The 20634-nt window shown below is 33.7% G+C and carries 21 protein-coding genes and 1 pseudogene; 7 read left to right on the top strand and 15 right to left on the bottom strand.

Going from position 1 to position 20634, the window contains the following annotated elements; all coding sequences use genetic code 11:
* Window positions 1-24 precede the first annotated feature (24 nt).
* The 4 genes from JVV30_RS09140 to JVV30_RS09125 all read right to left on the bottom strand — a co-directional run bounded on the left by JVV30_RS09140 (window position 25) and on the right by JVV30_RS09125 (window position 4016).
* Window positions 25-684: a methionine ABC transporter permease gene (locus JVV30_RS09140; protein ID WP_053030236.1), complete on the bottom strand. Its 660-nt coding sequence runs from the start codon at window positions 682-684 to the stop codon at window positions 25-27.
* The gene (locus JVV30_RS09135; RefSeq protein ID WP_204194031.1) at window positions 685-1707 is read right to left on the bottom strand and encodes a methionine ABC transporter ATP-binding protein; all 1023 of its coding nucleotides are present in this window, start codon (window positions 1705-1707) and stop codon (window positions 685-687) included.
* 261 nt (window positions 1708-1968) lie between these two features.
* On the bottom strand, window positions 1969-3114 hold the full coding sequence (locus JVV30_RS09130; protein WP_053030238.1) for a bifunctional cystathionine gamma-lyase/homocysteine desulfhydrase: 1146 nt from the start codon (window positions 3112-3114) through the stop codon (window positions 1969-1971).
* Window positions 3115-3119: 5 nt separating this feature from the next.
* Window positions 3120-4016: a PLP-dependent cysteine synthase family protein gene (locus JVV30_RS09125; protein ID WP_070854418.1), complete on the bottom strand. Its 897-nt coding sequence runs from the start codon at window positions 4014-4016 to the stop codon at window positions 3120-3122.
* Window positions 4017-4297: 281 nt separating this feature from the next.
* On the opposite strand from JVV30_RS09125, the gene JVV30_RS09120 reads away from it, so the two are divergent.
* Together JVV30_RS09120 and JVV30_RS09115 are read left to right on the top strand one after the other, a co-directional pair.
* Window positions 4298-4828, top strand: a complete 531-nt coding sequence (locus tag JVV30_RS09120) for a pentapeptide repeat-containing protein (RefSeq protein WP_070854392.1) — start codon at window positions 4298-4300, stop codon at window positions 4826-4828.
* Window positions 4829-4955: 127 nt separating this feature from the next.
* Complete coding sequence (locus JVV30_RS09115) at window positions 4956-5495, top strand: hypothetical protein (protein WP_070854390.1); 540 nt, start codon at window positions 4956-4958, stop codon at window positions 5493-5495.
* 72 nt (window positions 5496-5567) lie between these two features.
* Here JVV30_RS09115 and JVV30_RS09110 read toward each other — a convergent pair whose 3' ends face one another.
* The 9 genes from JVV30_RS09110 to JVV30_RS09070 all read right to left on the bottom strand — a co-directional run bounded on the left by JVV30_RS09110 (window position 5568) and on the right by JVV30_RS09070 (window position 15749).
* Window positions 5568-6896, bottom strand: a complete 1329-nt coding sequence (locus JVV30_RS09110; protein ID WP_239469354.1) for a sodium-dependent transporter — start codon at window positions 6894-6896, stop codon at window positions 5568-5570.
* A 739-nt stretch (window positions 6897-7635) separates the two neighbouring features.
* Window positions 7636-7884, bottom strand: a complete 249-nt coding sequence (locus tag JVV30_RS09105) for a hypothetical protein (protein WP_053030242.1) — start codon at window positions 7882-7884, stop codon at window positions 7636-7638.
* Between the two features lie 14 nt (window positions 7885-7898).
* Window positions 7899-8630 (bottom strand): alpha/beta hydrolase, encoded by a 732-nt coding sequence (locus tag JVV30_RS09100; protein ID WP_053030243.1) that lies wholly within the window; start codon window positions 8628-8630, stop codon window positions 7899-7901.
* A gap of 67 nt (window positions 8631-8697) precedes the next feature.
* On the bottom strand, window positions 8698-9555 hold the full coding sequence (locus tag JVV30_RS09095; protein WP_204194026.1) for a patatin-like phospholipase family protein: 858 nt from the start codon (window positions 9553-9555) through the stop codon (window positions 8698-8700).
* Between the two features lie 32 nt (window positions 9556-9587).
* Window positions 9588-10274: a phosphatase PAP2 family protein gene (locus tag JVV30_RS09090; protein ID WP_070854417.1), complete on the bottom strand. Its 687-nt coding sequence runs from the start codon at window positions 10272-10274 to the stop codon at window positions 9588-9590.
* A gap of 63 nt (window positions 10275-10337) precedes the next feature.
* Window positions 10338-11030, bottom strand: coding sequence for a GNAT family N-acetyltransferase (locus JVV30_RS09085; RefSeq protein ID WP_204194024.1), 693 nt, complete (start codon window positions 11028-11030; stop codon window positions 10338-10340).
* A 201-nt stretch (window positions 11031-11231) separates the two neighbouring features.
* Window positions 11232-11594, bottom strand: a complete 363-nt coding sequence (locus JVV30_RS09080) for a Na-translocating system protein MpsC family protein (RefSeq protein ID WP_204194023.1) — start codon at window positions 11592-11594, stop codon at window positions 11232-11234.
* A gap of 69 nt (window positions 11595-11663) precedes the next feature.
* Window positions 11664-14234, bottom strand: a complete 2571-nt coding sequence (locus JVV30_RS09075) for a DUF2309 domain-containing protein (RefSeq protein WP_070854384.1) — start codon at window positions 14232-14234, stop codon at window positions 11664-11666.
* Between the two features lie 15 nt (window positions 14235-14249).
* A complete protein-coding gene (locus tag JVV30_RS09070) occupies window positions 14250-15749 on the bottom strand; it encodes an NADH dehydrogenase subunit 5 (RefSeq protein WP_070854382.1) in 1500 nt (499 codons plus the stop codon).
* Between the two features lie 518 nt (window positions 15750-16267).
* Here JVV30_RS09070 and JVV30_RS13560 point away from each other — a divergent pair.
* Together JVV30_RS13560 and JVV30_RS09060 are read left to right on the top strand one after the other, a co-directional pair.
* Entirely contained in the window at window positions 16268-16330 is a 63-nt protein-coding gene (locus JVV30_RS13560) for an alpha family phenol-soluble modulin (RefSeq protein ID WP_089046351.1), read from the top strand.
* A 517-nt stretch (window positions 16331-16847) separates the two neighbouring features.
* Entirely contained in the window at window positions 16848-17276 is a 429-nt protein-coding gene (locus tag JVV30_RS09060; RefSeq protein WP_070854381.1) for a GNAT family N-acetyltransferase, read from the top strand.
* Window positions 17277-17282: 6 nt separating this feature from the next.
* Here JVV30_RS09060 and JVV30_RS09055 read toward each other — a convergent pair whose 3' ends face one another.
* Together JVV30_RS09055 and JVV30_RS09050 are read right to left on the bottom strand one after the other, a co-directional pair.
* Window positions 17283-17714: a GNAT family N-acetyltransferase gene (locus JVV30_RS09055; RefSeq protein ID WP_204194022.1), complete on the bottom strand. Its 432-nt coding sequence runs from the start codon at window positions 17712-17714 to the stop codon at window positions 17283-17285.
* A 15-nt stretch (window positions 17715-17729) separates the two neighbouring features.
* Window positions 17730-18051, bottom strand: a pseudogene (locus JVV30_RS09050) (terminase small subunit); the annotation flags it as partial.
* 964 nt (window positions 18052-19015) lie between these two features.
* Between JVV30_RS09050 and JVV30_RS09045 the strand changes: the two are divergent.
* The 3 genes from JVV30_RS09045 to JVV30_RS09035 all read left to right on the top strand — a co-directional run bounded on the left by JVV30_RS09045 (window position 19016) and on the right by JVV30_RS09035 (window position 20632).
* Window positions 19016-19222: a hypothetical protein gene (locus JVV30_RS09045; protein WP_174841436.1), complete on the top strand. Its 207-nt coding sequence runs from the start codon at window positions 19016-19018 to the stop codon at window positions 19220-19222.
* A gap of 133 nt (window positions 19223-19355) precedes the next feature.
* Entirely contained in the window at window positions 19356-19823 is a 468-nt protein-coding gene (locus JVV30_RS09040) for a hypothetical protein (RefSeq protein WP_231119762.1), read from the top strand.
* Window positions 19824-19999: 176 nt separating this feature from the next.
* Window positions 20000-20632: a hypothetical protein gene (locus JVV30_RS09035; RefSeq protein WP_053030252.1), complete on the top strand. Its 633-nt coding sequence runs from the start codon at window positions 20000-20002 to the stop codon at window positions 20630-20632.
* Window positions 20633-20634: the final 2 nt, after the last annotated feature.

Genomic DNA, 20634 nt, shown 5'->3' with positions numbered 1-20634 from the left:
TTAATAAAATTATATTTCAAGTAACTAATTTCGACGAATTAATCGAGAAATAAAGTTACCTAATGATTGAATAATCTGTACGATAATTATTAATACAATAACTGTGATAATAATGACTAAGGTGTCAAATCTTTGGTAACCGTACACTAATGCTAAATCACCAATTCCACCTCCACCAACTGCACCAGCCATAGCAGTACTACCAATCAACCCTATAATAGCTGTCGTTATTGCCAATACAAGCGAGCCTAACGCTTCCGGTATTAAAAAATATCTAATAATTTGAATAGGTGATGCTCCCATCGCTTTTGCCGCTTCAATAATGCCAGCATCTACTTCTAGTAGTGAGTTTTCAACTAGTCTAGCTATATAAGGCGCTACGTACACTGTTAAAGGCACTATAGCTGCTGTTGTCCCTATTGACGTTCCTACTAATAATTTCGTAAAAGGCACAATAGCTATTAATAAAATAATAAATGGTATCGATCTTAATATATTTATAATCGGATTAAGTATGTGATTTACAATAGATTGAGGCCATATACCATTTTTACGAGTTATAACTAATAGAACACCTAATGGAATACCAATTAAGGCACCTATGATAAGTGCAACTGTGACCATATACAATGTTTCATATAATGCTTGTAATAATTGAGATGCATCAATACTTGAACCAAACATCTAATGCACCTCCTCAAACTGAATACTATGATTCTTAAAGTAGCTTTCTAATTTATCACGCTTAAAATTGCTGTCATGATTAAATCTCAACCATAAATAGCACACTGTTTCTTCTTGAATATCAGACATTGATGAAAATAAAATATTAATATCGAAATTATATTGACTAATGAGTTCATTTATAATAGGAAATTTAATTTGATGTTCATCAATAAAAAGTTTGTAATCCGTATAATGACAATCCTTTCTTTTAAATGATTCAAGTAATTTACGTGACGGTTCTGTATTTATAACTGTAGAAACAAAGCTTTTAGCAGTTTTAGTTTGAGGGTGACTAAACACATCTTTGACAGTGCCCAATTCAATCACTTCACCGCGCTCCATAACTGCCACTCGATTACAAATTTTTTGTATTACACTCATTTCATGCGTAATCATCATAATTGTTATACCGAAAGTCTCATTTACATTTTTCAATAAATGAAGAATAGAGTTTGTTGTAGCAGGATCTAGCGCACTTGTTGCTTCATCACATAATAAAATTTTAGGATTAGTGACAAGTGCTCTAGCTATTGCGACACGTTGTTTCTGTCCACCAGATAATTGATCAGGAAATTGATTTTTCTTGTCTGCTAATCCTACAAATTCTAGCATTTCTTCTACCTTTTCTTTTATTTCAGAACTACTTTTATGATTTAAAATAAGTGGCATTGCTACGTTTTTAAAAACTGTTTTTGAGTTTAAAAGATTAAAATGCTGAAATATCATTCCTATATCTTTTTTTATGTTACGGAGTTCTTTTTTTCTATATGTATTAATTTCATGACCATTGACAATCACTTGTCCATTTGTTGCTTTTTCTAGCTGATTGACCAAGCGTACGAGCGTACTTTTTCCAGCACCACTATAGCCAATAACACCAAATATATCGTTTTTATCTATTTTGAAAGATACTTCTTTTAAGGCATGAATTTTTTCATGCTTTTTGCGAAATACTTTATTCACATTTTGAAATTCAATCAATCGATTTCACCCTCATTTATTACTTCTATTGCCTATATGAATAAATGAATTATATTTAAAAGTAAATTGTGCGTCAATATTATTTTAAAAATTTTTAAAATTTTCTGAATTTAAATATAGAACAAAATTATTTTAATATCATCATTTCTCACCTATTTCTGCCTTTTTTAACAATTTAAAAAAACCCTAAAACAACACGTATTGTTACGTAGTTATTTTAGGGTCAACATCTTATTTTAAGATTTTTATTTTTTTTAATAGTTATTCCAAAGTATCGATGGCTTGTTTTAAATCTTCAACTAAATCTTCAGTATCTTCAATACCGATTGATAAACGTACGAGTCCATCAGTGATGCCTTCTTTAGCACGTACATCGGCAGGGATAGACGCATGTGTCATTAAAGCAGGCACTGAAATTAAGCTTTCAACTGCGCCTAAACTTTCAGCTAATGTGAAGTAATGTGTTTCACGAATAAGTTGTTTGGCTGCTTCTGTATCTTTTACTTCAAACGCTACGACACCAGTGTGACCGCTAGCTTGAGAAGCATGAATATCATGATTTAAATGGTCTTTAATACTTGGATGGAAGACTTGTTGAACGGCTGGATGATTTTGTAACATTTCAACAATCGCTTCAACGTTACGATTAATTTGTTCCATGCGTAAGCCTAATGTTTTAATACCACGGACTAATAGGTAACTGTCTTGTGGTCCAAGCACCCCACCTGTTGAATTTGAAATAAATGCTAAACGTTCACCAAGTTCGTCATCTGCAGTAGCAACTAAGCCAGCTACTACATCACTGTGGCCACCAATGTATTTAGTAGCTGAGTGTAATACAATATCAATGCCGAAATCTAATGGATTTTGATAATAAGGTGTCATAAATGTATTATCTACTACTGAAATTAAATTATTTTCTTTTGCAATTTCTGCAGTACGTTTAATATCCGTTACACGTAGTAATGGGTTAGATGGTGTTTCAACATATAACATTTTAGTTTCTGGTTTAATATAGTCCTTCACATTTTCGATATGTGTTGTATCTACGAAATCAACATCGATGCCATAACGCGTAAACACTTTAGTTAAGGCACGGTAAGTTCCACCATATACATCAGAATTTAAAATAAGGTGGTCGCCCTTATCTAATAACATAATAACCGCACTAATGGCTGCCATGCCTGAACCAAAAGCAAAACCATGTTTCCCATTTTCTAAATTAGCAATCACACTTTCAATAGCACTACGTGTTGGATTAGCGGTACGAGAGTATTCATACCCTTGTCTCAAGTCGCCAATGTCATCTTGTAAATACGTGCTTGTTTGATAAATTGGTGTTGTTACTGCACCTGTAAAATCATCTGTTGTATGTCCACCGTGAATCATTTGTGTTTTTTTCTTCATAATCATTATTCTCCTTTGTAATCAAATATTTTCTTCGACATATAACGATCGCTTCCATCTGGAAAAATGGTCACAATAACGCCTTTATCGATTTTATTTTTAATGTCTAAAGCACCTTGCAGTGCAGCTCCTGATGAACTACCTACTAACAATCCTTCTTGTTGCGCTAAACGTTTCACATTCTCAAAGCCATCGTTATCACTCACTGTAATAATGTGATCAACTAAGCTACGTTCCAAAAAGATTGGCCATTTCTCTGAACCAATACCTTCAATATCGTGTGCATGTGCTTCGCCACCATTCAATATTGAGCCTTCAGGTTCAACAATCACATTCTTTACATTGTATTGTTTAAGATGCTGTGCAACACCTGTAAATGTGCCTCCCGAACCAACACCAGCAACAAAGTAGTCAATGTTTGGTAAAACATCTGTCAATTGTTTCCCTAATGTATGGGTGTATGCAGCTGGATTGTGCTCAGTTTCAAATTGGTTCATATATACCGCTCCGAAATCTCGAGCATAACGTCTTGCTTCAGTTTGCGCACCAATCATTCCTTGGGCTTTCGGTGTACGTTTAATATCAGCGCCTAATGCACGCATGATAGATATCTTCTCCTCAGAAAAACCTTCCGGCGCAAAAATAACACAATTTAAATGATATCGATTAGCAGCAATTGCAAGTCCTATTCCTGTATTACCTGCCGTAGCTTCAACAATTGTATCGCCAGATGACACACGACCTTCTTTTATAGCTGTTTCAACAAGATATTTACCTAGTCGATCTTTCACACTGCCACCCGGATTAAATTGCTCTAATTTTGCATATATCTGAACATTTTCATCGCTGAAACTTTCCAGTAATACTAATGGTGTTTGTCCTATTAAGTCAAATGCAATCATATTAATCATCTAAAGCGCTTTATTCGCTTTGACTCAACCTACCTTCTGTTTAAAATATTCATGATTCCCAATACTGTTTTATAAATTCTTACTCAATCACTATGAATTATACGATAATCTTAAGATTTATGCAAAACTACAAATTTTAAAATTTCCTATGTAATCATACATGTACTCGTATCTCAATAACTATCGTTCAACTTAATACTCGTGTTACGATAATAACGATGCAAAAGCAATAACTGATGATTTATATGAATCATACTTAAAGGAGAATCATAATGACATCAAAAGCCGATTTATCTTTATCTGTGTTCACTAATGAACAGTTTAAAAGTAAAAAATATACTCATAGTACCTTCAGAAACGCGATGTATGACGATTTAGAAGTCAATAAAAGTTATTTTAAAAATTGCGACTTCTCAGAAGGTATATTTAAAAATGTTCATTCCGTAGTTAATACTAAGTTAATTAATTGTGATTTTAGCAGTAGTATTTTTGTGAATATTAATTTCTTTAAGACACTAATGCGTAAAGTGAATTACAGTGTAACTACTTTCGATAATAGTCAATTCAACGCATTAACGATAGAACATACGACCTTCAAAGACTGTAGCCTACGTAACGTTACTTTCAAGGATGTTGTTTTAAAGAAAGTAGTCTTTGAAAATGTAGCATTAGATTTATGCCAACTAGATAGCGTAAAAATTAAAGATTGCATTTTTAAAAATGTTTCAATTAATAATTCTGCAATTTCTGAGAAAGTCATGAAAGAATTACGTAAACAAGACGTTCATTTTGAAAATATGTAACCTTGAGTAGTTACACCTATACACTTCCTAACTTATCAATCATCTCTTTAACGTTCTAAAACATATGTTTCAAATAGAACCGTTAAAGGAATAATCATTTAAGTATTTCAAAGGGGGGGAATGATTCATGGCTACTCATGAAAATGATCACTATAAAGCATTTGAACAGAGTCAACTTCATCGTGACGATTTAATGGATTTAAGCGACTTACAACAACGCGTTGATACATTCAATACAAAAAATAATAACTCAGAATTAAAACAACATATTGATACTGAATTAACGAAATGGAAAGAATATGTAAGAGATCACTATAGGCCTGAAGCACCAGCAGAACAATCACGATTGTCAAATATTGCTGATAAAGTTCAAAGTGATATCAATACAGCTTTTGAATACAATGATGGCGCAAAAATATTTGCGTTTTTAGAAGCTTCGTATCAAAGAAGTAAAGAGGACTTAACCTACGGACGGACGTTAATCCTCTTTTCCGAAAAGGATACAATAAAACGGGCACTCACATTCTTTGATTCTGAGGAAGATAATCGTGAACTTGCTGACTTTATTATTTCTAAAAATATTGAGATTGGTAAAGAAATAATGTCTAACGATTATATAACGTTATTAGAAATTGAGCGCGACTTTATCAATGCTCATTTCAAGTAAAAAAAACAGGGGAGTGGGACGACGAATTTAAAAGAATTCTGTCCCACCCCCCTGTTTTTTTTAATATATTTCTTAGAATAACTGCACGATAAACACAAGTATGATAACGACTGGCATGACAAATTTAATTAAAAAATACCAAGATGCAAAGAATTTGAACTTGTCGCGGCCGAAACTTTCTTTTAAGGCATCTTTATCCAACAATTGACCCACTACTAGCGTTGTTCCAAGCGCACCTAAAGGCATTAAAATATTTGATACGACAAAATCCATATTATCAAAAATTGTTCCTGCGCCAAACTTAATATCGCTTAAACTACTAAACGATAAAGTCGCTGGAATACTAATCATTAATATCAGTATACTTGCGATAAACGCTACAGATTTACGTTTAGAATTATCATTTTTAGTAAAGTTTGATACGTTTAATTCTAATAATGAAATAGATGATGTTAATGCTGCAAATAAGAATAAGATTAAGAATAGGAAGTAAAACGTAACACCAAAGCCCATTTGATTAAACACTAAAGGTAATACTTTAAATAATAAGCCTGGACCTTCTTGAGGTTCGTAGCCAAATGTCTTCAAAGCTGGGAATATAGCTAAGCCAGCTAGTACGGATACTAAAATATTCATAATCACAATTGAAATTGCTGATGACTTAATAGTCATTTCCTTAGGCGCGTAACTAGCGTAAGTAATCATTCCCGTTGTTCCCAACGATAATGTAAAGAATGATTGCCCTAACGCAAATAAAATACCTTCCATAGAAATATCTTCTAAACGTGGTTGTAAAATATAGCGAACACCGTCTACCGCACCGTCTAAAGTTAAAGCTTTCACCACAACTATAATTAGAAAAATAAATAACAACGGCATCATCACTTTTGATGCTTTTTCTAATCCTTTTTCAACGCCTAACATTACGATAATCATCGTTAAAAAGATAAAAATCCCTTGGCCCAAAACGGTTAACCATGGATTACTAATAATTGCTTCAAAATTAATGCTAGTTAAAGATGTCTTCTCGATAGATAACATTTGTAATATCACGTTACCGATATAAATAATGATCCATCCACCTATAACACTATAAAAACCAAATAATATGAATACTGCTAAATTACCATTCCACCCAATAATATTTAGCCACTTCTTACCAGTTAACTTGCTATATATTTGAGTAGTGTAAGTTCTCCCCATCTTACCTACTGTAAATTCCATAATTAATAGTGGTAATCCTACAAATATAGTAAATATTAAGAATAGCAGTAGAAAAGCACCACCACCATAGATGCCTGCCATGTACGGAAATTTCCACATTGCGCCCAAGCCAATCGCCGATCCCGCACTCGCTAAAATAAATCCAGTTGATGTCTTCCATTGTGATTCTTTGCTCAATCGTTTCACTCCCTTTAACGCGTTAAAGCGTTTATGCACTTAAGTAATACTGTAACATGTCTTGCTTATAAGTGCAATATACATAGTTTTTTTATTTTTTTAAATTTATAGTAAAATTTAACTAATCCTAATGATGAACGAAGGAGTATAACGACATTGCTTCACGAAAAATTAGCGCTAATTATTGGAAAGGTATAGAAGTTATAGGTGGTTATATTGTATTTGAGGATGAGGGATTCAGGTTTACACCCCCCATTTAACATTCAAAGCGGTTCAGTGTTTGTACTTTATCAACATATTCAGGACGTTATGTTATTCATCGTCCCTAATGGTATCAAAATAATTGATAAAGACCACAATATACATCAATGCGTTTGTTCATGAAAGAAAAAACAGTCTGTGACATAAATAATATAATAATGCTATTTAGCAAATTCGCAGTAGCTGACTGAACCGAGAAGGCGCTTTAATCAAGCTTTTCTCAGTTCTAGTCACCCTGCAGAGGTGGGCCCGACCCCAACACAAAAAATCACGAAAGTGATTTTACAAGCTAAGCAAGTTGGGGTCGGGCCCCCAACAAATAGAACTTCATCAAAAATTCGCTACAAAATAAGCATGCTGGGGACCGGCAATGAATTTATTTCTTATTTTCTTCATCAATAAAATAGTTTGTATCCAGACAATGATTATCCAGTATTTCAAAATATATACTACTTATATTATGCGGTTAATGAATAGATTAATCTTCAAAATCGTACATCACTTCTTGTCCGTCCACGACTTCTTGAATGCTTAAACTTTCAATATGATCAATGTTAATATAATGCGATTGTTGGCCCGTTTTTAAAAATAAATAAGCCAGTTCATCAAATTCATCAATAAGACGTTGTACGCATGTATCATGATCAGGGCCATTTTGAAATGTTTTAAATTCAGTATAATTTTTACCAGACGTCGTTATGTATGTTAATAAAAATGTACGTTTCATTCTTTACACTCCATTTAGTTAGTCATAAAAAATTCTGCAATTTGTGATTCTACTTTATCACTACCCTCACCATGTGTCATAAGATGTTTACATAAAGGGTGAGGTGTTAAATCTTTATCTGCACTATTAATATGTTCATAAATATAATGTGCGCTATCTTGATAAGATTGTTCATCCTTTTCTCCATAAAGAATGCTTGCCGGTGTTGTAATATCGCCTAAATGAGCAGTAATATTTGAAATAAAATCTTTAAATACACGAACGCTAGGGCGATAGTCTTCTATATAATTTAGCTGCGCCTGTGCGGCATCACCATCTACATTCATCAACTCATTCATGCGTTGTCCGTAACGTTCCATACGCCATACAATACCTGCTTCTTCCTTTTCACTTGGTGCGGACATGACTGCAATTTTGGCAACATCTACCGTTTCAGCTAATTTTAAAGTGAATAGACCGCCTAAAGATACGCCAGTTGCATAAATTGTGTCATATCCTGCATCTCTTAGGAATTGATAACCATCAAGGACATCATTCCACCAATCATGAACAGTATATTGTGTAAACTGGTCGAGTGGTAACCCGTGCCCTTTATAATTAGGTGCGTAACATGTGTAACCTTCATTATTAAGTGTCTGTGCTAATGGTTTAATATCACGAATTGTACCAGTAAATGAATGCAGCAATAATACTGCTTCTTCGCGTGTCCCTTGCAAATGAATAGGACGTGGTGATTTTACTTTCATTCTTAATCTCTCCTTATTTTAAAAATAAACACATAATGACATTGCGCGTAGTCTTAAATGTGAAAAATCATTCAACCCACTCGCTAAATTCCATATGAACGCGTTGTGCGAGGGATTTGCCTTGCTCATAACCCGCATTTCCTATTTTTAAGATGTTATTAGGATTATAAATGTTATCTCCAATTTCTGCTCTACTCTTACTATCTGGACTTATCACTAGAACATGGCTATGTTCACGCAATCGTTTAGCATCATCAAATGCCCCCGGTATCATACCTAAGCCATCCGCTAATGGTGCCAATATAATGATACTATCAGCACCTTCTGCTAACATTGCGTTCGTAGGAGAAACCATGCCCCCATCAATCCAGTCACGATGGTTCAAACGTATATGCGGCCAAATACCCGGTACTGCGCCACTTGCTGTCACAGCTTCTTCAAGTGTCACATCGCTATGTGAATGAAATGTAGTAACTTCACCTGTTTTAGCATTCATAGCGGTAATCTCTAAATTATCGTGCCACTCTACATCTCCTAAACGCTGTCGTATGGCTTGTTTACGTTTAGATAAATCGACACGAGAGGGTCTCGTATATATAATGTCTCCCATCATTTGCCCTACTTTTACAGCATCATCACGACCTACAATAAAGGCATTCTGCCATAAACGATAAATATCTGAAGAAACCGTCGCCCGATCACTATCATCTCTGCGCTCATTTAATTCATAGTAATATGTGCGCATATCATCACCATTCGCCAGTACTGCCCCTACAAATGATCCTGCTGATGTGCCAATGATTCTATCTGCTAAATCTAAACTCACACCACTTTCAATCATTCCAGCTAAGACGCCTGATTCCCATGCAATCCCTGTAATACCGCCTCCACCAAGAACTAAAGTACATGCTTTATCTTTTGGCATTGCCATCTCCCCTTTGTTAAAAAGATGTTGTCCTATTCATTATTATTAGATTTATGACGAAGATTAAGGTTAAACAGTGGTAATATCATTAAAAACAATGCTATCCACACCACAGCTAATGTCACACCTCCAACTACATCCGTTATATAATGCGCATGAAAATATAGTCGGCAACACAATACACCTATCCATACGATAATGGTTATAATACTGATTATGATCTTGATAGCTTTAAACTTGATTAGTGGAATTAAGATAATGAGTAACATTAACGCAAGTAGCGTACTCGCATTAGAATGGCCACTTGGAAATGAATAACCATGATCTCGCATCAAATGATTATATGGACGTGGTCTTTCAATTAGCTGTTTAATCAAATAATTTAATAACGTACCACTGGATACCGTTAAAAGCATCCAAATAGCTAGTTTAAAATGTTTAAATAATAAAATGATAGCTAAAAATAACGTGATATAGATAACAGATTTTACTTCTCCTATTTCAGCACAAAACGTCATAAAATTATGCCAAAGGCCGTCACCAAATCTGCGTTCTGGTTCACCAAAATAATCGGTTAGCCAATGTAATGATCCTTTATCGATATATTGAACCATTAATGTATCACGACTGACATTTATTGCTACAATAATAAAAATAATTAATCCAATCATGAACATAGGTACCGTCGTCATAGGTGATATTTCTCTTTTTTGTTTCATCATACGTTCATCAGTCCCTAATTTCATTGTTTTCTGTAATTCACAGCAATTTAATTCACTTCATTAAAAGTCATTTAAATGTTTAATTTGTTGTCCATCCTTATTGAAATTAGACGGTGCAAGCCAATGTTCGAATCTTAATTTCACATCTGGCCACTCGCTATCTAACATTGAGAACCAAGCCGTATCACGATTACGACCTTTACAAATATTAGAATGTCTAAATAATCCCTCGTATGTAAAGCCAAATCGTTGTGCAGCATGCTTAGAAGGCGCATTTAAATTATCACATTTCCATTCATATCGTCTGTAACCTAGTTGTTCAAATACATATTTTGCTAACAAATATTGAACTTCTGTAGCTACACGTGTTTGCTGTAATTGATTAGAATAAATGATATTGCCCACTTCTATCGATCCTTGTTCTGGGTTTATGCGCATTAATGCCACAATACCTAGAGGTTTGTACTGCACCTTATCTATAATCGTAAAGAAATATTTATCTTCACTATCAATCAGTTGATTAATGTATTGTTCAAATTCCGTTTTAGAATCAAAAGGGCCTTCATAAAGGTACGTCCAAATGTGTCTTGATTCAACATCACATAGCACGTCATACAAATCATCTGTGTGATGACTATTTAACTTTGCTAAACTACCATAATGCCCTTCTAATAATTGTTTATTAGGAAAAGGCGGTGTCACAAAATCATCTAATGCTTCTCCAATTGGTTGCTTAAATTCATTTACGCGCATCACTTTCAACTCCTAGATTACCTTTGTGTAAATTGTACACTAAACCACTAAAATAATCTCTTAATTAGAAATTATAAAATATAAATGAATCATGCATCCATTAACCTTCATATAAATGAAAAGTACCCTGAAGGTCAGTTTCTATTGCTGACTAGATAGGGTACTTTTCTAAATTTATATTACAATGCTTGTTGTTGAATATTAAAGTTGCTTTTCCAAATTAGTATCTAGTTTAAATACAATCACACGTTCACCTGTAATCGTACTTAAATCACTATGGAAACTACTTACACTAACCCCAGTAATATCTAAGATTAATTGCATCAAATCGTCTTGACCGGATTCCACAAGTTCTGAACGCGTAAGTTTAATGTTAAGTAAACCTTCTTGCGTTTTACATACTCTATACTCGGCTGGTGTTAATACGCCTTGCAAATTGACGATAATCATATCGCGTAATATATCCGTTTTTACTGAGAGTGAGCCACGTCCGAGAAAGTCCTTTTCCCATTGCGTAATTGCTTTACTAATTTCTGCCTCATAAGCACCTTTAGATTTAGCCATGATTAATCTTTTATCTCCTATTGATTGATTAACCTTATTTTATCATTTTTTTCGGAAAAACCGAACTCCCTACCAGTCTTTCCAGCTATCGTTCTCATCAATACTAGCCAAACGTACCCAGTGATTATCCACTTTCTGCTTGAACTTAACATTATTCTCAAGTAAGTCTTTAATATATTGATCTGGCGCTTGAATAACGACCAATAATCGAATTGGAGAATGATAAATCTTGTTATCCGCTGCCATAACTGATTGCCAAGGTAACCCGGCAAGTAAATCACTTGAATTCCCTTGCATGACACCGACACCAGACGTAACAGATTGCGTCGTTTTATTTCCGCTTCCGTAAAAATGCGGCGCAACCGTCGATGCGTAATATTGTAAATTAATCCATTGGGCTACTAGCGCTGGTCCTGAAATAATTGTGTTTAATAATTGTCCATCAGCATCTTTCTTCCAATCATAATTATGTAAGAAAGCACGCCCTTCTAAATCAGTACCAGCAGTAATACTACGTTGTCCAATAATAAATTCCGCATTACGTGCTAAGCCCCATTCTGGACGAATCTCACTCCAGTCATTCGCAAAGCGATGTGCTTCTGCCACTGGGTCTTTTAAATGTTCTTGATCTAAGCCAGGAAGGTTAGCTAGACGTTCAGAATTTGCCTTATAACTTACACGCGGCATAGCTTCATTTAACATATCCAATGCATGTTGTGCTTCTGTCGTTAATTCAGGCATATAAATATATTCTAAGTCATCGATAGACGTCTTGTGCTCTGCAGCCACAAAGACTGTTGAATCTGGAATCACTATACCTTCACTTTTTAAAGCTTTACGAACGTGAGGCAAGTTGCACATCATTGCTAATAATTTAGCATTAAAGCCACTTGATGCACCGCCACAAGCACCACATTCTAGCGAGGCATGGTACGGATTATTATTAGACACACTTCCATGACCCCCTAATACAATTAAAGGGGCAAAGTTCGTCGTTAAATCCATCAATTCTAATGCTTGTCTTGTAAAAGCAACTTGTTCTTCTTCTGTGAAACCGATTGGTAAATCACTATAAACTTCATGTTCACGGTCTATTGTTAGTTTAGCTTCGGGTTTCTTCAACCAATTCTTGGTAAAATTACGAACAAAATGCCCTGTCTTCTTCGGCATCAATGTACTCGCAATCGTATTCAAACTTAAAAATGGTCCACTTAATTCTGGTAATAGTAAACTTGGTAAAACATTATGTTTCATCAATTTAAATGTATAGAACATAGATGTAACCGAATGTTGCTGTTGATTATACGTATTTAGAGCATGACGATCCGCGTACTCTTTAATGGCATAAGCCGGCGGTACCATAACAGGCAATGAATTATGTGTAAATTGTTCATCTAGCACTTCTTTTCTAATTGGAAGTCCAAAGAAACCTGCAATGCCGATTGTTTCAAATGGTCCTTCACTTTCTAAATGACGACGGAATGGTTCAGAACGCACATCAATACAAAAGGCTAATTGAACTTGTGTTTCTTGTTTAACTGGTTTAACAGATTTATCATATATCGCTTCCACTAACTCACGTTCATGCGTTTCTTCCCATGCTTCAAGCCATAATTTTTTGAAATAAAGCGGGTTAAAATCATGTGCAAATCTTAAATGTTCTAACTGATCTTCAATGGACATCGATGCCCAATCATCAATAGACATTTCTCCATAATATAACCATTTACTTACCAATTCTTTAATTCGTCTTTCCACATTTAAGACTGCCGGGCGACTCATTTTTTCAGTATCTAATAAAATACATTCCATCGTTAATCGTATAGCAAGATACTGTGTTAATAAGTCCGCTTCATGCTCATGTTGTTCGGCACGATAATACATCATTCCAGCCCAACCTGGTAATGATAAGAAATGTCCTGTTAGATAGGACTCTCGTTCATCTTCCGCTATATCTAAGTGGTTCAATGCCATAATTAAAGCTTCTCTATAATCTTGAGGTAATGTTTTAACCATTTTACGTTGCGTCTTACTCAACATGGGATCATGCTGTGCGAGATGCAACCAAGAGATATAAAATCCTTCTTCTCTTTTCGGCATTGTCCAACTTGATTGGAAGTTATCCAAATATAATTTAGACCACTTAATAATATGTGTATTCAGTTCATCCATTAAAGATTCACCTTTAGCATTAAACGCATTCGCACTTTTTGAACGTGCGTATTTAAAAGGTTCATCTTCAAATACACGTTTAAGCTTAGATACTTCAATCTTTAAGTAGGCTTCTTTAGTAATTAGGTTTGTAGGCACATCCTTAATGCGCATTGCGTTCTTACAATAAGTATCAATATGTGATTTTGGCACTGATGTATCGTAAGCTTTAATAGCTTGTTGAACGTCTGCTTCTACGAGTGTTTGATCTATCTCGCCATTTTCCAAAGCAGTCATCACCGATGCATGACTTGGGTACAAATCTATATCGCGAACATGTTTAAACCATTGAGCAACTTGATCAAACGTTTCATGTTCCATTTCCTCCCATGGATTACGTGCAGCAAAGATAGAGATCGGAGATAGTGGTGTAATCACACGACGTGCCGCTTTGACTGTGTCCTCTATGTTAAATTTAGTTATAGTCATGTTTGATTCCACCTCTTATAAATATTTTTTTAAATAGTTCGGATGACTTTCAACCGATTTAAATTTTGCTTCCCCAATTTTCACAAGCCATAAATATACTTTAGCAAAAGCTGTTGACGAACGACGACGTGCTACCCAAATGCTAAAGATACTACCTAATACTAGAATGGCAATACAAATGATCACGCTAATGAATGGTGGGTGTGGCGCAACCATATATACACTACTTAAAATATTGACAAATACGTCATGCGTCACAACATAAACAAGCGCTACAATGATGAGCATTGCGATGCCAATCATCCTACCCATCATTCCTCTATTTAGCGCAACCATTTGATTCCACGATACAGATAACGACCATGCTAAAATAAATGCACTAATTAATGTATAAGGTGTATGCGAACTTGTTAAAAAGAAAATAACTGCAATAACAATTGCTAATGTTCTCCCTAACACTGTCCAAGCATAAGAACGTTTAACATTAGGTGGTGTTGGAATATTAAAACGTTTAACAATTGATCCTGATTGTAAGAATAGCGTTGCTTTGAAGACACCATGTAAAATCAAGTGAATAATCGCAGCAGAATAAACACCTAACGCACATTGTACAAGCATAAAGCCCATTTGGCTCATTGTTGAACCTACAAGCTGTCTTTTATAATCAACATGCACCAAGCTAATTCCTGAACCGATAAGTACAGAAATACTTGAAATAACAAGTAATAACGTTAAGGCAATACTATTATCAAACACAGGTGAAAAACGCGTTAAAATGATGCCACCTGCATTTACAATACCAGCATGCATAATTGCAGAAACAGGTGTGGGTGCTACAACAGATTCAATTAACCAGCTTTGGAATGGATACTGTGCTGCTGGAATAATAACTGCAATAACGAGTAATAAATCTACAATTAATTTCAGTCCATAACTCATTGCAACATCATAATCTTGTGATGGGTCGATAACCCAATCGCCTGTACCAATATAAAATACAACGACAGCTAAAAGTAATGCTATCCAACCAATGATAAATGATCGTGCAGAAACCTTTGCTGCTTCAGCTGGTACTTTCCATGAACGATTGAGTCGAATCAGTTGCGTTAAACAAAATAATGTCAATCCCCAACAAATAACCATTAAACGTAAATCATTACTTAGCCAACCTACAGACGCAAATACCGTTGTAAATGTGTATAACGGAAAGTATTTACGATAATTACGATCACCTAATAAGTAACGTGTAGAGAATTTTTGAATTATAAACCCTAAAGCGAGTACAAAGGCACCTACTAACCAAGCTAATTTGTCTAGCGCAAAGATGCCTACGATATCTCTGCCATTAATAGTGATTAAGCCAATTACTCCTACAATGACAGGTAATAGAAGTAAAGTTAAATGTAAACGTATGTATTTTACAGGAACCGATGGCACTAAAAAAATCAAGCCACTTAACACTGCAATGACAAGCGTTACGAAAAATAATGTTAGTAAAAAACCTGAACTTAACATTGCTGCTCCTCCATGTCTTCAATCTATTTCATTAAAAAGTTCCCTTATACTATTAACAATATAAGAAAAAACCTACAATAGTCTAGTTTTATCCTTAGATATCAGATATTTACTAACTATTGTAGGTTTCTATGAGAACTCATTTACTTAATATGTATAAATGCTCTTTCAAGCTACCTTATATGTATCATCAACCATATGTCTCATCCTTCAATTGAACAATGAATACTGCGTATCCTTGCACAACTGCTTGATAAAGACCTATGTAAAAATTCAGCACAATACATACAATATAAAAAATTATTGCTAAAAAGTCAATCTATTAACGTATTCGAAGGGTATTTCGTTTATCCAATATTATTATCGACCTTTAATCATTCAGATAGGCATGATTTATCGTTACTAATTGTCTGAAATCTAACGAATACGAAACGCTTTCATTGAGTTAGGAACTATCGCCCACAGATATTCAAAGTCACGTTATACTTTATTTAACATTTAATAAGGAGGTACTCAAAATGGGAATCATTTCTGGTATTATTGAACTTGTTAAATTCATCATCGACTTAACTAAAAAATAAGTCTCGCATAACGCACATAAACATTCCATATAAAAAAGAGTGAAATCGAATGATTTCACTCTTTTTTTGCGTTAATAAACAAAACGTTCAATCTCTATATGGATAAAGATTGAACGTCAGTGGATAAAATGAATTTATTTTGTTTAAGTATAAAGTAACATATTTTAACGGTCATGCATGTAACAATTTTGTGAAACCGCTTAAAAATATTTTAAAAAACCTCTTATAATTATCGATTTAATTAATATTTAGTGAATTTTTCTTATGAATATGTTCATTTTAGAACAATACACGTAAATTTAGGGTAATAGTGAATCAAATACTAGAGATGTACATCATCAGATATTTTTTGATTAATACCTAATCGGATTATCTTCATTGACTAACGATTCGAATTCGTATCTTTAGACAAGGGGGAGTGGGGCAGAATTCTTTTGAATTCGTCGTCCCAGACTATAGTATTAATACCTTTATCACTTTGATATAACCTATTAAACATTTAAAGTTGGTGTCTACTATGATTGAACATTTAAAAAAGAAAAATCGCAAAACAATAAAAGTATTAGGCAATATTTGGCTTAATGCAAATTTAGATACACATACCTTTATTGATAGTTTTTATTGGATAGACAACTATACTACTGTACTTGATGCTCTTAAGGATGCTGAGGTTTACGTTTATAAAAATGGTAAGGACATTGTCGCATTTTGCGGGCTTAATGACACTTACATGGCCGGCTTGTTTGTAAAAGAAGAATTTCGAGACCAAGGGATTGGGCATGCACTCATTAAGCATTTACAATCTGAATATGATTATTTATCTTTAAAAGTATTTGAAGAAAACCATCGCGCCGTTCATTTTTATACGGATTTAGGTTTCATAAAAATCGACGCCAATATTGATAAAACAAACCATACTGAATTATTGATGGCATGGAAGAAGTAAAACCATTTACAATTTAAGATGCACGATTGGATAATCCCTACCTTGTCCATCCTTTGCAGATTCATCATATTTTATGAATCCATTCTTGCGATAAAATGCCAAGGCACCGGGGTTATCTTTGTTTACATCCACATACCTAACATTATGGTCTCGAATTAAACTTTGAAGTATTGCCGTGCCATACCCCTGTTTAAAATACTTAGGATCTAAAAATAACATTTCTAAATTTGAATCATGAGTCCCGGAAAAGCCAATGATGTCGTTCCCGTCGAACCATAAATATGCTTCAACATATGGAAAATAGGTTGGTATTTCCTTTTTAAGTGCGATTCTATCCTTCTCTTTTAAAAAGTGGTGTGTCGCGACAACTGAACGCTCCCAAATGGCTAATGCCTTAGAATAATTTTCTTCTTGAAGCTTCATTTTATTTAATTTCATTTATATAACCTCTTAATCATAAACTAAATTGATTCTGTCAGTATCAGGGTTGCGTTGAAACTCACCACGTTTCACAACGACCTCACGTATTTCAGTTTCATCACCGATTGCTACATTAGTAAGTATATGAAGTAATTCATTAGCGGTTAGCACGCTCTCATCTACCATTTTTTACGTTGTTCATTGATAAATCTAGCGACTTTCTCATTTCTTAGCAATCTACTACCCTGTACATGTGCTGTATGTGGGCTATATCTAGCCTTTATTGCGCTTTGAATGACATTTAATTAAGGTATTCAAGTGCAAACTTTTCTTGTCTAGCGCTTAATTCACTCATATTATCCCTCCTTATTTTCTAATTTGTCTAATAAATCTGAGTATAGTTGATACACTCTGCTTTTCGTAATCATTAATATATCTGCTATTCGTTTTAGTGATTGTCCTTCACATAACATAATAAATAACAGATGTTCCCTACTGATGCATGTGGCGTATATATATTGATCTAACTCATTAAAAAACGCCTGCTGTCCTACATCTACAATATTCATACTTTCAACATCTTCATTTTTGATAGATCCTATAATTTAGTATGTGACATTTTGTATCCCTTCTTCCTTATTCATAGCAGAACATAGTAAGCATTTAAAATTATTTCATCAATAGTTATATTAGGAATCAAATCTTTTCTTAATAAATTTCTAAAGACAATCATCTCTTCTTTATTAAAATTTATTTCTGTTTCTCTTTCATTTGTTACGCTTGAACTGAAATATCAAATTGTTTTGCCATTTTTTTCTTGCGTCATACCTAACATATTTCGATAACCAACTATTTTATTCATCTTCATTACCTACGATAAACACCGTAAAACATAGTATTTCTATTTAGCCAATTTAAAACATAACAATTTGTTATATAATTAAAATTGAGGTGATGCGTTGGATAAAATCGAAATTAGCAATAGAATTAAAAATATACGTAATAGTTTAGGTTTAACTATGGAAGCTTTTTGGAGAAAAAATAGATAACGAAAACCCTGTAAAGTCTGGTGTAGTTTCTAATTGGGAAAATGGGAAACAACTGCCTAATAAAGAAGATATAAAAAAAGTGAGTGACACAAATTTAATCTACAAAAAATATGCGTATAACGAGAAAATAACTTCTGTTGATAAACTTAACAATTTTTTTCAGCTAACTATATAGATTTACAAAACAAATTATATAGATACCAATCTAAGAATTATTTTATTGCAGATGTAATAAATGATTTAATCAAATACGGTATACAATTATCAAAATTGAATAAAAATGATGAGATAGATAAAACTATAGAAATAAATATAATTAATTTTTTGATTACATGTCTATATGTCAATAAGGAAAGTAACATGTTAAAGAACACTGTTTTAGAAAATTCTAATTTAAAAAAGTATATTGAGAATGGTTTAATAGATGACTTAGATATTTTAAGTCAAGTTATTGATGCAAAAAACAAGGATAATTAAATATTTTATAAATAGAAAAGGAGTTATACATATAAAAAAACTATTCGGCGTATTACTAACAAGCACATTAATTTTAGGAGCATGCAGCACTCATAATGACGCTTCTAAGAAAGATGAAGATACCAAATCTGGTATGAAGTCAAATGATCCTAATAAGGATAAAAGTAAAGATAATAAAAAAGATAACGATAAAAAGAAATCTGAGAACAAGTCTAAAAAAGACGATAAGAATGCAAATGAGAAAGAAAATCCCCAAGATAAATCATCTAGCAATGAACAACCTACTCAACAAACTCAGACTAATCAAGATCCACAATCTCAGCAAACTCAAGAACAACAAGCAAATAATAACCAACAAAGCAGCGGCCTTTTAAATCAAGAGCAAATGGAAGCTAATGCTAGAGTAGCGAAAGAGAATGGTTATACTGGTATTCCTAATGGTGATATTGGGGCTGCCGATGAAATGGAAGCCTATGCAAAACAACGCTATGAAGAAGATAAAAACATCAATAATGAAGATGTAGAAGAATTTACTCCTGAAGAAGAACAAGCTGCTATGGAACGACATGCTAACGAACTAGAACAAGAAGGTTTGAAATAACTTAATAATTTCAGAGTAGTTTATCTACCCTATTTATTTTAGGAAGCTCACTCACATGTAGTATTAGATATTCAACAAATTTTCATCTAATAATTAAGGTGGTAGTTCTATCGAACAATATTTATTACACCATAGAAAAATGAATATAAAGGACAATAAATTTTAGGAGAATATATATGAAAAAATTACTAGGAACTTTATTTGCAGCTACACTTGTTTTAAGTGCTTGTAGTCAAGACGATACTAAAGAAGATGAAAATAAAAAGTCGGAAAGTACTACTGAAAAGAAAACTAATGATAAAAAAGAAAACAAATCTAAAGAGGATAATAAGACTAAAGAAGAAAAGAAAACTTCAAAACCAGATACTGACACACAAGAAAATAAAAACAACAACTCAAGTGAAGAAGCTCAATCTCAAGAGCAAACACAACAATCTGATACGCAACGTTCAAATTGGGAAATAAATCGTGCAAATGAATTAAGAAATGATCCAAATGCTAACTACAACAGTGATTGGACTGAGGAACAACAAGCACATGCAGAATATGAAACTAAAAAATCTGGCCGTCCTGGTATGGCAGATGATGTAACAGTTCCTAATAATAGCCAACAATCATCAAATTCAAATTATGATCCAAATAACCCGTATATGAATTTACCAAACCAAGAATGGCGTAATAATACTGGTGGTTTATCTTCAGGTGAAATTCAAACAAGAAATGAAATATTAAATGGTACATATGAAGGTGATGATGCACAACAAAAACTCGATGCTATAAATTATTATGAACAAAAATATTCGAAATAATT

It is taken from the genome of Staphylococcus sp. GDY8P47P (assembly GCF_016892225.1).
GTDB classification, from domain to species: domain Bacteria; phylum Bacillota; class Bacilli; order Staphylococcales; family Staphylococcaceae; genus Staphylococcus; species Staphylococcus borealis.
This window is presented reverse-complemented; position numbering and strand designations above follow the sequence as displayed.